This is a genomic window from Serratia sp. CY33525, from assembly GCF_052169115.1.
GTDB lineage: Bacteria > Pseudomonadota > Gammaproteobacteria > Enterobacterales > Enterobacteriaceae > Serratia > Serratia sarumanii.
The window spans coordinates 468,689-481,133 of sequence record NZ_JBJNLK010000002.1; the positions used below are offsets into that span (position 1 = coordinate 468,689).

The window sequence follows — 12,445 nt, forward strand, 5'->3', positions numbered from 1 at the left end:
CGGCGCGGGATGCACCGTCGGTGTGGCGCTGACAAGAGGGTGGCATGAGAAGATTACTGACGACATTGGCGATTTTACTGGTGGTCGTGGTGGCGGGGATGTCCGCGCTGGTACTGCTGGTCAATCCGAATGATTTTCGCGGTTACATGGTCAAAAAGGTCGAGCAGAAGAGCGGCTACCAGCTGACGCTCGAAGGCGACCTGCGTTGGCATATCTGGCCGCAGCTCAGCATTTTGGCCGGGCGCATGACGCTGACCGCGCCGGGCGCCAAGGCGCCGGTGGTGAGCGCGGAAAACATGCGCCTTGACGTCAAACTGTTGCCGCTGCTGTCGCATCAGCTGTTTGTGAAACAGGTGATGTTGAAAAACGCCGTCATTCGCCTCACCCCCGACAGTGAAGAGCACTCGCAAGTGGACGCCCCGATTGCGCCGGCCGGCAGCGGCGCTGATGCGGCAGACGCGGCCTGGAAATTCGATATCGATAACCTGCGCATCGTGGACAGCCTGTTGATTTGGCAGCGCGCCGACAACGAGCAAATCAATGTCCGGGACATCAATCTTACCCTGCAGCAAACGGAGAAACGGCAGGCGCGGCTGGACATCTCCAGCCGGGTCAACCGCGATCAGCGCGACCTGGCCTTCAGCATGGCGGCCGATATCGATCTGCAGCAGTTCCCGCACCAGATCGGTGCCAAGGTGACCCAGTTCAATTACCAATTGGCGGGGGCAGATATTCCGAACGGCGGTATTCAAGGCGAGGGCAATGCTCAGGTGGTCTATCAGCAGACGCCGGCGCAGATTGCCGTCAGCCAGCTGAACGTCAGTGCCAATAACAGCCAGTTGACCGGCGATATCAGCGCCAGCCTGGGGGCGGTGCCCGGCTATGTGGTGAACCTGAATTCGGCTAATCTCGATCTCGACGCGCTTTCCGGTTGGCAATCCAGCACCAATACCGCCGAGCAGCCCGCCGTGACCGCCGCGCCGGTGATCGCCAGCCAGGTTGACGATCGGCAGCAGAACCTGGAAGCGCTGCGCGATTTCAATGCACAGCTGAATCTGCAGGCGGCGCAGTTGACCTACCGCGGTATGAACGTTACCCAGTTAGCCGTCGCGGCGGATAATCAACGCGGCCTGCTGACGCTGCATAAACTTGCCGGGCAATTGGCCGGCGGCGATTTCTCCTTGCCGGGATCGCTCGATGCTCGCGGCAATAAACCGGTGATAAACGTGCAGCCGACCCTGAACCAGGTTGAGCTCGGCACGGTGCTCAAAGCCTTCGACATGCCGCAGATGCTGACCGGCAAATTCAGCATGAAAGGAGATTTGACCGGCGATCGCCTTTCTTCACAGTCATTTGAGCACCGTTGGCGCGGTACGGCGCAGTTGGCAATGCAGGATGCGCAGTTGCACGGCCTGAACATTCAGCAATTGATCCAACAGGCGGTGGCGCGCAACGATAACAGCGTGCGCGGGCAAGACAGCTATCAGCGCTATACCGAAGTCAAAAGCGTCTCGGCGCGGGCCAGCCTGAGCCAGGGCACTGTCAAGCTCAGCAGCCTGACGGCGGATTCGCCTTTGCTGGCGCTGACCGGCGCCGGCAGTATCGATATGCCGGGAAAACAGTGTGATATGGCGCTTAACGTGCGCGTTACAGGCGGCTGGCAAGGGCGCGGCGAACTGATCGAGCAACTGCAAAAAACGCCGATCCCGCTGCGGGTTTACGGGCCGTGGCAACGGCTGAATTACCAACTGCAGGTCGATCAGGTGCTGCGCAAAACGCTGCAGGATCGGGCTAAAGATGCGCTGAACAAATGGGCTGAAAAGAACAAGGATTCGCGTGAAGGCCAGGATCTGAAGAAGCTGCTCGACAAGCTGTAATCCCTCCTGACGCGGGCCGTTTTACGGCTCGCGTCAATATCGGCGTTTCCCGCGATAATTTCCCTCCGTTACCTTGATGAAGGTCATGAAGACTCACGCTCGATTTGTGCAGAGTAAGAGCATATTTTGCTATGACTATGCGCCTGAGCGCGAAAACATAACGAGTTGAGGAAACATGATAGAGCTTCTTATTGGCGCGGCGGTGGCGGCGGGCGTGGGCCGTTACATCATCAAAGGATATTCCGCCACCGGTGTCTTGATGGTGGGCGGGTTACTGCTGCTCGGCATCAGCGCCCTGATGGGGAAAACGCTGTTGCCGTCCGGCGCCGCGTCTACCGGCTGGCGCGCGACCGATATTATCGAATACGTCAAGATCTTGCTGATGAGCCGCGGCGGCGATCTGGGCATGATGATCATGATGCTGTGCGGTTTCGCCGCCTACATGACGCATATCGGCGCCAACGACGTGGTCGTCAAGCTGGCCTCGCGCCCGTTGCAGATGATCAACTCGCCTTATCTGCTGATGGTGGCGGCCTATTTTGTCGCTTGCCTGATGTCATTGGCGGTCTCTTCCGCCACTGGTCTCGGCGTATTGCTGATGGCGACGCTGTTCCCATTGATGGTGAACGTTGGCATCAGCCGCGGGGCGGCGGCGGCCATTTGCGCTTCGCCGGCGGCGATTATCCTGGCGCCGACCTCCGGCGACGTGGTGCTGGCGGCCAAGGCGGCGGAGATGCCGCTGGTGGACTTCGCGTTCAAAACCACGCTGCCTATCTCGATTGCCGCCATCGTCTGCATGGCCGTGGCGCACTTTTTCTGGCAGCGTTATCTCGACAGGAAGAGTGATGAACAGCATCACATCGTGGACGTCAGCGAAATCAAAACGCATGCGCCGGGGTTCTACGCGATACTGCCGTTTACGCCGATCCTCGGCGTGCTGATCTTCGACGGCAAATGGGGGCCGGAGCTGCACATCATTACCGTGCTGGTAGGGTGCATACTGTTGGCGGCATTGATTGAGTTCGTGCGCAGCTTCAGCGCCAAACAGGTATTCAGCGGCCTGGAAGTGGCGTATCGCGGCATGGCGGACGCATTCGCCAGCGTAGTGATGCTGTTGGTGGCCGCGGGCGTCTTCGCGCAGGGGTTGAGCACCGTCGGCTTTATCAGCGGATTGATCGGGTTGGCGCAGTCGTTCGGCACCGGCGGTTTGATCATGATGCTGGTGTTGGTGGTGATTACCATGCTGGCGGCCATGACCACCGGCTCCGGCAATGCGCCGTTCTATGCGTTTGTCGAACTGATCCCGAAACTGGCGGCGCAGATGGGCGTGAATCCGGCCTACCTGGTGATCCCGATGCTGCAGGCGTCTAATCTCGGCCGCACGCTGTCGCCGGTCTCCGGTGTGGTGGTGGCGGTCTCCGGCATGGCGAAAATCTCGCCGTTCGACGTGGTGAAGCGCACTTCGGTGCCGGTGATTGTCGGGCTGGTGGTGGTGATCGTGGCGACGGAGCTGCTGGTTCCCCAGTAACACAAAGGCCGGGCAATGCCCGGCCTCAATGTTAAACCTCGTAGTCCTCCGCTGGGAGAGGCGGGGTGATCTTCACTTTAAGGATGCGGTGGCTGTTGACCTCCAACGGCTCGAACAGGTAGTCACCGATCCTGATTTGTTCGCCTTCTTGCGGCACGCGCTGGCTGTGTTCCATCAATAGCCCCGCCAGCGTGTGGTATTCGCGCTTTTCTTCCAGCGGCATCGGCAAGTACAACACCAGATCTTCCAGCGGCATATAGCCGTTGGCGATCCAGCTGCCGTCCTCGTTTTGCTGAATGTCGTGGCGTGCGTCCACCTCTTCGCCGGCCTCCGGCAGGTTGCCGGCGATGGTTTCCATCACGTCCGTCAGGGTGACGACGCCTTCGACGGAGCCGAACTCATCGACCACAAAGGCAAAGTGCGTCTGCGCCTGGCGGAATTGTTCCAGGGCGCTTAACAGCGTGAGCTGTTCCGGGAAGATCAACGGTTGGCGTATCAGCGCACGCAGATCCAGCGGCGCCTGCGCCAGCTGCTGTTTGAGGACGTCGATGGTGTGGATCACGCCCAACGGCTCATCGCTGGCGCTGCTTTCCACCACCACGATGCGCGTGTGCTGATTACGCTCCAGCAACTGCGTCAGCTTTTCCTGCGGATCGTTCAGCTCAAGGTATTCGACGTCGTGACGCGAGGTCATGATGCTGCTGACGGTGCGCTGCGCCATGCCCAGCACGCGTTCGATCATGCGCCGCTCTTGCTGGTTGAAGATCTCGCCGTTTTCGCTGTCGCTGTCCGCCAGCAGGTTGGCGGAATGGCTGTCGACCTCCGCTTCTTCATGTTTGCCGCTCAGCATGCGCAGCACAGCCTCGGCGGTACGTTCGCGCAGTGGCCGCACCTTTGACAGGAAACGACGGCGGTTGAACTGCGCCAGTTGGTTCAATGCCTCGATCATTACCGAGAAGCCGATCGCCGCGTAGAGATAGCCTTTCGGAATGTGGTAGCCGAAGCCCTCCGCCACCAGGCTGAAACCGATCATCAGCAGGAAGCTCAGGCATAGAATAACGATAGTCGGGTGAGCGTTGACGAAACGCGTCAGCGGTTTGCTGGCCAGCAGCATCAGGCCGATGGCGATACAGACCGCGATCATCATCACCGCCAGGTGATCGACCATCCCAACGGCGGTGATCACCGAGTCGAGCGAGAAAACGGCGTCCAGCACCACGATCTGCGCCACCACCAGCCAGAAACGTGCGCCTTTGCGCGCGCCGTGCTGCTCTTCATCCTTGCCTTCCAGCCGCTCGTTCAGCTCCATGGTGGCCTTGAACAGCAGAAATATCCCGCCGACCAGCATGATCAGATCGCGGCCGCTGAAGGGGTGCTCCGCGACGATGAACATCGGTTTGGTCAGCGTCGCCAGCCACGAGATGGAGGCGAGCAGCGCCAGACGCATGACCAGCGCCAGCAACAGACCGACGACACGGGCCTTATCTCTTTGTTGTTTTGGTAGTTTGTCCGCCAGAATGGCGATGAAGACAAGGTTGTCTATACCCAGCACGATTTCCAGCACGACCAACGTGGCCAGGCCGGCCCAAATTGTTGGATCAGCGATCCATTCCATACGCCCAATTTCACCTGTAAGTTCTACGGCTTATGCCGCTCGGGAATGATGGGCGTTGAGGCGGCAAAATTCAACTTTAATCGGGAGGACGTGGATCAGAACAGGAGGATTGCCGCAAACATCGATCGGCGCCGAGTGGCCAACGGAGCCAGGGGCCGGAGGGCGCAAATATCTACCGGGATGTATGCGCTCAGAAAAGAAACGCCTTATTAAATTTATTTAAATCAAAACATTAAAACAATTTTCCTTGACTATGATTCTTATCGGTATCAGGCATGAGTAGTCTTATTCTGAAAACGGCTGGCTGGGGGGATCTAAGGCTTGTATCACTTAGACATTAGTATAAGAATCTTAGTCATATAACGGCAGTAACTAGCATTGTTTGGTTATAAAGGCACCGGTTTTTTTACTTTTTTGTGAACGGCATGGCAGTTCAAACGAAGAATGAGAGCCGTTTTGCATAAAAATTGTTTGGCTCATGCAATGACGTGGTGGATACGTCATAACAGTACTTTGGTAGCTGCAAGCCAAGGGCGGTAGCGTGCCCGATTGAATCCCTTTGTTCACGCTGCGCAGGTGAATGCAGCGCTACGATGAATTGGAATGAAAATGCAAACAAGACTCAAGGCAGTGATCCCCGTTGCGGGGTTGGGAACCCGTATGTTGCCGGCGACCAAGGCGATCCCTAAAGAAATGTTGCCCGTGGTCGATAAGCCCTTAATCCAGTACATTGTTGCTGAATGCGTGGCGGCGGGGATTAAAGATATCGTATTGGTTACGCACTCATCGAAAAACGCGATTGAAAACCATTTTGACACTTCGTTTGAGCTGGAGGCCATGCTCGAAGCGCGTGTGAAACGCCAGCTCCTGAGCGAAGTGCAAAGTATTTGCCCGCCGGACGTTACCGTGATGCAGGTGCGTCAGGGACAGGCGAAAGGGTTGGGGCATGCGGTGCTGTGCGCCAAGCCAATGGTGGGTGATTCTCCTTTCGTTGTGCTGTTGCCCGATGTTTTATTGGATGATTCTACGGCGGATTTGCGTAAGGAAAATCTGGCTAAAATGATCCAGCGTTTTGGTGATACGGGTTACAGCCAAATTATGGTTGAACCGGTGCCGGAACAAGATGTGTCCAAATACGGTGTGGTAGATTGCGCTGGCGCGACGATCGCGGCAGGAGAAAGCGCGCCGATGACGGCGGTGGTTGAGAAGCCGGCCCGCGAGGATGCGCCTTCCAATCTGGCCGTCGTCGGCCGATATGTGCTTGCCGCCGATATTTGGCCGTTACTTGAGAAAACCCCTCCCGGCGCGGGCGATGAGATTCAACTGACCGATGCGATTGCGATGTTGATGGATGAGCAAACGGTGGAAGCATTCCACATGAGCGGCAAGTCCCACGATTGCGGCGACAAGTTTGGCTATATGAAGGCGTTTGTGCAGTATGGTCTGCGTCACGGTACGGAAGGTGAGAATTTCAGCCGCTGGTTGAAGCAGACGTTAGGAAAGTAACAGGTTGTCGCCACCGCGGCTGAAAGCGATCACGAGATTGAATGAGGTCTACCATGACGAAGTTGAAAGCGGTTATTCCCGTTGCCGGATTGGGCATGCGTATGCTGCCGGCGACCAAAGCGATTCCGAAAGAGATGTTGCCAATCGTTGATAAGCCGTTGATTCAATACATTGTCAACGAATGCGTCGCGGCGGGGATTAAAGAGATCATCCTGGTGACGCATTCTTCCAAGAACGCCATTGAAAACCATTTCGATACCTCATTCGAGCTGGAGGCGATGTTGGAGGCGCGCGTGAAACGGCAATTGCTGGATGAGGTGCAGTCGATAACGCCAAAAGGCGTGACGCTGATGCACATTCGCCAAGGGCAGCCGAAAGGACTGGGGCATGCCGTTCTCTGCGCTAAGCCGTTGGTCGGTGATTCTCCGTTTGTCGTGCTGTTGCCGGATGTATTGCTTGATGATGCTAAGGCTGATCTGAGAAAAGATAATTTGTCGCATCTTATTTCTCGTTTCGAAGAAACGGGTCATAGCCAGATACTGGTTCAAACTGTCGACGAGTATACTCTGCGTGAATATTCTGTTGTCGAGTGTGAGAATAACGCACTGCAACCTGGCGATTCTTCGCGTATCAGTTCAATAATCGAGAAGCCGGGACGCGATGTTCCGCTAAAATCAAACTACTCAGCCGTTGGGCGATATGCGCTATCTGCGGATATTTGGCCTATTCTCGAGAAAATTGAGCCGGGCGCTTGGGGACGCATTCAGCTGACAGATGCTATTGCTGAGCTGACTCAGCAGCAAATAGTAGAGGCCACTGAATTGGTTGGTGAGTCGTTCAATTGCGGTGAGAAAATGGGCTATCTGCGGGCGTTCGTGACTTACGGGTTGCGCCATCCTACGCAGGGAAAAGCCTTCCGTGAGTGGGCAGAAAAGTTGGCATTTTAAGAGGTTATAAATCATGATACTGAGGGTTGAGTCTTAAACGCCAGCATTTCGCATGATTGATTTTTATATTAAAATCTTCCAATGGTCGGTATTGTTTAGATTCTTTCCACCCTGAGTTTGTAGCAGATTGAAAGAGATATCGACCAAACGGCAGTTCGTAGACTTCAGATGCGAATGCCAGTGTTAGACGTAGTACTTGATTTGCCAGGATGGCCACCTGTCTTCCCATACCATCCTAATACTACCTTCTGACACTTCAACGATAGCTCAATGACGAGAGAGTGCACGTCTTGATGAATGTTACAGAGCAAGAGCAGAATTCACATGACTTTGTGCTTGGAATTTTCGTTAGATTGCAAATCAGCTGCCAAGGTTAGATAGGATTATCTTGTCAGCTTTGCTGAAACACATACTTGAAAGTGATGATAACTCGATGGCAAAAAGAAAATTGAAAATTATATCGATACTTGTATCCGTCGGTATCCTCAGTGGCTGTACTATCCTTCCCGGACAGCATTTACACACCTCAGGAAAAGAAACGGTAAAACAAGAGGATAGTGATTTTAATATCGATGAACTGGTGAATGTGTATCCGGTTACGCCAAAGTTGATTGACAAGCTTCGTCCCCCACGAGTAGTCGCTCAGCCGAACGCGTTGCTTGAACAAGCACTTCGTAGTTACGAATATCATATCGGTATTGGTGATGTCCTTAATGTAACCGTGTGGGATCACCCGGAGTTGACTACACCAGCAGGCCAATACCGAAGCGCAAGCGATACGGGGAACTGGGTCCAATCGGATGGTACAATTTTTTATCCTTATATTGGTAAAGTTCGTGTAGCGGGAAAAACTGCGACCCAGGTTCGTTCAGAAATAGCAAGTCGGCTTTCTCAATATATTGAAAGCCCTCAGGTCGATGTCAATATAGCTGCGTTTCGTTCGCAGAAAGCATACATTACTGGTGAGGTATCGAAGTCAGGGCAACAAGCTATCACTAATGTTCCCTTGACGGTACTTGATGCAATTAACGTCGCGGGCGGCCTGACGGAAAATGCCGATTGGCGCAATATCGTGCTCACCCACAATGGTAAAGAAGAGCGCCTATCGTTGCAGAAAATGATGCAAAACGGCGATCTTACACAGAACAGATTATTGTACCCGGGTGATATTCTTTATATTCCTCGAAATGACGATCTTAAGATATTTGTTATGGGTGAGGTTAAAACACCAGCGACACTGAAAATGGATCGGAGTGGTATGACACTCACGGAAGCCTTAGGTAATACCAATGGGATAAGCCAAACGACCGCAGATGCAACCGGTGTGTTTGTCATCCGACCTCTCCATGGTACACAGGGTAGCAAATTAGCTGATATCTATCAGTTGAACATGGCTGATGCGACAGCCATGGTTATGGGGGCAGAATTCCAACTTCAGCCTTATGATATCGTCTATGTCACTGCTGCACCAATTGTCCGTTGGAATCGTGTTATCAGTCAGCTGGCACCTACAATATCGAGCTTCAATGACCTGACTGAAGGTACATTGCGCATTCGTAATTGGCCATAGGGCATAGAGTATGTTTGATTCCATTTTGGTAGTTTGTGTAGGCAACATCTGCCGTTCACCGACGGCCGAGGCTTTGCTTAAAAAACTGTGTCCGGCTAAAAATATTGCCTCCGCAGGTATACATGCTTTAGCTGGGCACAGTGCTGATAATCAAGCGGCACTGATAGCCAGTAAGAACGGTATTTCTCTTGAGGGTCATGTGGCACGGCAGCTTACAAAGAGTATGTGTCAAGAATATTCTCTCATTCTTGTAATGGAAAGGGGACATGTAGATGCTGTATGTAGGCTCATTCCTGAAGTAAGAGGGAAGACAATGCTTTTTGCACACTGGCAAGGGCAAAAAGATATTCCTGATCCTTACAGGAAAAGTCCTGAGGCATTTGAATATGCCTACAATTTGCTTGCAGAATCAGCTCAGAAATGGGCTGATGCTTTAAACCGTTGAATAGAGAACAACATGACTAACAACAGTAAAGCTGGCCAGCTTCCAGCTAGCCAAAGCAATGATGAGATAGATTTAGCCAGATTGATTAGCATCCTTTTTGATCATCGCTGGTTGATTTTAGGGTTCACAACGTTTTTTTGTGTGTTGGGGCTCCTATATAGTCTTTTTGCCACTCCAATATATAGAGCCGACGCATTAATTCAGGTGGAAAGGAGCGATGGTAATTCGCTTGTTAATGACCTGACTCAAATGCTTCCTGATGCACAGCCTGCGTCGTCAACCGAAATCGAGCTGATAACTTCACGGATGATTTTGGGTAAAACGGTAAGTGATCTGCATCTAGATACGATCGCGAATCAGAAATATTTTCCTATATTCGGACGCGGTTGGGCTAGACTGATGGGAGAAGAACCTGGGCAGATCGCATTATCGCGGTTAAATGTACCACCTGAGCTATCTGATGCTAATCTCGAATTGACAGTAGTCGATAAAGAAAACTATATCATTTCAAAGAATGGTGATTTTTTATTTAAAGGACAAGTGGGACAGTTGGCGTCAGGTGATAATATATCTCTACTTGTCAGTGGAATAGAGTCCGCACCAGGAGTTGTTTTTGAAATTGAAAAATTGTCAAAACTGTCCGCAACATTAAACCTTTTAGATAATCTGACAGTTGAGGATAAAGGAAAAGACACTGGTGTTTTATCTATAAGTTATAATGGTGATGATCCTGTTCAAATTAAAAAAATTGTAGATAGCATAAGCCGTAATTATCTTGAGCAAAACGTAGAAAGAAAATCAGAAGAAGCCGCTCGTAGTTTGGCATTTCTGAAAGATCAATTGCCATTAGTCAGAGAGTCTTTAAATTCTGCGGAGGATAAGCTTAATAGTTTTCGCCAAAAGAATGATTCTGTCGATTTATCTTTAGAGGCAAAATCTGTTCTTGATACAATCGTTGGTGTGGAAGCTCAATTAAATGAGCTTACTTTCAAAGAGGCTGAAATATCCAAGCTTTATACGAAAGAGCACCCAGCATATCGAGCATTAATGGAGAAACGCTCGACATTGCAGCAAGAAAAAGATAAGTTGAATAAACGTGTTAGCAAGATGCCTCAAACCCAGCAGGAAATACTTCGTTTAACACGAGATGTTGATGCTGGGAAAGAAATCTATATGCAATTGTTGAATAAACAGCAAGAGCTCTCGATCACTAAAGCCAGTACCGTTGGTAACGTCCGCATTATTGACTCTGCTGAGGCTGCCCCTAAACCGGTAAAACCGAGAAAAGTGCTAATCATAATTATTGCTACTTTATTTGGCGGTGTGCTTTCAGTTGTTGTAGTAGTCTTGAAAAATATGCTTCACAGAGGGATAGAAAGTCCTGAGGAACTTGAACAGCAAGGCATTAATGTGTATGCGAGTATTCCTCTCTCTGAATGGCAACAGAAGAAAGATAGCTCTATCCTTAATAAAGGACAAAGAAAGAATCAAGCTAATGTTGACTCGTTGCTTGCTGTAGGCAACCCAGCAGACCTTGCTATTGAGGCTGTACGTAGTCTACGTACCAGCCTGCATTTTGCGATGATTGAAGCTAAAAATAATGTGCTGATGATATGTGGCGCTAGCCCGAATATCGGTAAGACGTTTGTAAGTTTAAACTTAGCCGCTGTTGTTTCACAGGCTGGGCAAAAAGTCCTCCTTATAGATGCTGATATGCGTAAAGGGTATGCGCATAGCCTGTTAGGTTGTGAGTTAGGTATGGGGCTATCAGATTTCTTATCCGGTCAAACGTCTGTCGAGAGCGTAATTAAAAAGACAGAGTTGTCTAGTCTAGACTTTATTTCCCGGGGTAAAGTCCCACCAAACCCATCTGAGCTATTGATGCATAAACGGTTAACCGATCTCTTAACATGGGCAAGCGAACACTATGACATAGTGCTTGTTGATACGCCGCCTATCCTTGCGGTTACGGATGCAGCTATTGTTGGGCGAAACATAGGCACAACATTACTTGTTGCGCGTCATGGTATAAATTCATTGAAAGAAATTGAAGTGAGTATTCGTCGTTTCGAACAGAATGGTACCGAGATTAAAGGTGTTATTCTTAATGCCGTTGAAAATAAATCCGGTGACGCTTACGGCTACTACGCTTACGAGTATAAGTAATTTTTTCCTCTCTTAAAGTAATAAAGCTCCTCGATATCTCGATATAGAGGGGCTTTTAGTTCAATAAAGAATTAATAATACAGGATATTTGGAGAAAAAATGAGTAATCTTGCAATTATTCCGGCAAGGGGTGGGTCGAAAGGTATTCCCAAAAAAAACATTAAAGAAATTGCAGGTAAACCATTAATCGCTTGGAGCATAGAGCAGGCATTAAATTCTTCGAGTATTGATCGTGTTATTGTTTCTACAGATTGTGAAGATATCGCTGCCGTAGCCAGAGAATATGGCGCGGAAGTCCCGTTCATGCGTCCGGCCCATCTGGCGAACGATACCGCTGCGACTGAGCCCGCGCTTTTGCATACGCTGGAGTGGTTGGCTGAACATGAGAGTTACCACCCTGAGTATACCGTCCTGTTGCAGGCTACTTCTCCTGTTCGCAAAGATGATGCGATTGATTCTGCAATCAGAAAGATTATTGAAAAGAAAGCCGATTCACTGCTGAGCGTATGTGAGTTTTGGCATTTCTTGTGGGAAAATGAAGATAATCCGAAAGCCTATTACGACTACTTAAACCGTCCGCGTCGGCAAGATATTAAGCCTGAAAATATCAAACTTAAAGAAAATGGTTCAATTTACGTTACGAAAAGCGAAATTCTCCTCAGTACCGGTAATCGTCTTGGTGGCAAAGTTGTAGCGCATAAGATGTCGGAAGAGGAAAGCTTTGAAATTGACACCATGCTGGACTGGGCGGTTGTTGAAGTAATTTTGAAAAATTGGAGTGGGAGATAATT

General features: G+C 50.9%; 9 protein-coding genes. 8 read left to right on the forward strand and 1 reads right to left on the reverse strand.

Features of this window, described 5'->3' with window-relative positions; translation table 11 throughout:
- Window positions 1-44 precede the first annotated feature (44 nt).
- Both asmA and dcuC read left to right on the forward strand, forming a co-directional pair.
- Window positions 45-1,877: an outer membrane assembly protein AsmA gene (asmA, locus tag ACJ8IM_RS07265; RefSeq protein WP_033654960.1), complete on the forward strand. Its 1,833-nt coding sequence runs from the start codon at window positions 45-47 to the stop codon at window positions 1,875-1,877.
- A 175-nt stretch (window positions 1,878-2,052) separates the two neighbouring features.
- The gene (gene dcuC / locus ACJ8IM_RS07270) at window positions 2,053-3,405 is read left to right on the forward strand and encodes an anaerobic C4-dicarboxylate transporter DcuC (RefSeq protein ID WP_033654959.1); all 1,353 of its coding nucleotides are present in this window, start codon (window positions 2,053-2,055) and stop codon (window positions 3,403-3,405) included.
- A 31-nt stretch (window positions 3,406-3,436) separates the two neighbouring features.
- Here the strand turns inward: dcuC and ACJ8IM_RS07275 are convergent, their stop codons facing one another.
- The gene (locus ACJ8IM_RS07275; RefSeq protein ID WP_033654958.1) at window positions 3,437-5,020 is read right to left on the reverse strand and encodes a TerC family protein; all 1,584 of its coding nucleotides are present in this window, start codon (window positions 5,018-5,020) and stop codon (window positions 3,437-3,439) included.
- A 609-nt stretch (window positions 5,021-5,629) separates the two neighbouring features.
- Between ACJ8IM_RS07275 and galU the strand changes: the two genes are divergently transcribed.
- The 6 genes from galU (at window position 5,630) to ACJ8IM_RS07305 (ending at window position 12,443) form a co-directional block, all read left to right on the forward strand.
- Window positions 5,630-6,526 carry a UTP--glucose-1-phosphate uridylyltransferase GalU gene (gene galU / locus ACJ8IM_RS07280; RefSeq protein WP_033638708.1) on the forward strand — a complete coding sequence of 299 codons (897 nt, stop codon included), beginning with the start codon at window positions 5,630-5,632 and terminating at the stop codon, window positions 6,524-6,526.
- Window positions 6,527-6,579: 53 nt separating this feature from the next.
- Window positions 6,580-7,473, forward strand: a complete 894-nt coding sequence (locus ACJ8IM_RS07285; RefSeq protein ID WP_033654957.1) for a sugar phosphate nucleotidyltransferase — start codon at window positions 6,580-6,582, stop codon at window positions 7,471-7,473.
- A 433-nt stretch (window positions 7,474-7,906) separates the two neighbouring features.
- A complete protein-coding gene (locus ACJ8IM_RS07290; protein ID WP_033654956.1) occupies window positions 7,907-9,043 on the forward strand; it encodes a polysaccharide export protein in 1,137 nt (378 codons plus the stop codon).
- A 10-nt stretch (window positions 9,044-9,053) separates the two neighbouring features.
- Window positions 9,054-9,488 (forward strand): arsenate reductase/protein-tyrosine-phosphatase family protein, encoded by a 435-nt coding sequence (locus ACJ8IM_RS07295; protein ID WP_072008443.1) that lies wholly within the window; start codon window positions 9,054-9,056, stop codon window positions 9,486-9,488.
- Between the two features lie 12 nt (window positions 9,489-9,500).
- The gene (gene wzc / locus ACJ8IM_RS07300; protein ID WP_033654955.1) at window positions 9,501-11,654 is read left to right on the forward strand and encodes a tyrosine-protein kinase Wzc; all 2,154 of its coding nucleotides are present in this window, start codon (window positions 9,501-9,503) and stop codon (window positions 11,652-11,654) included.
- A gap of 99 nt (window positions 11,655-11,753) precedes the next feature.
- Complete coding sequence (locus ACJ8IM_RS07305; protein WP_033637742.1) at window positions 11,754-12,443, forward strand: acylneuraminate cytidylyltransferase family protein; 690 nt, start codon at window positions 11,754-11,756, stop codon at window positions 12,441-12,443.
- Window positions 12,444-12,445: the final 2 nt, after the last annotated feature.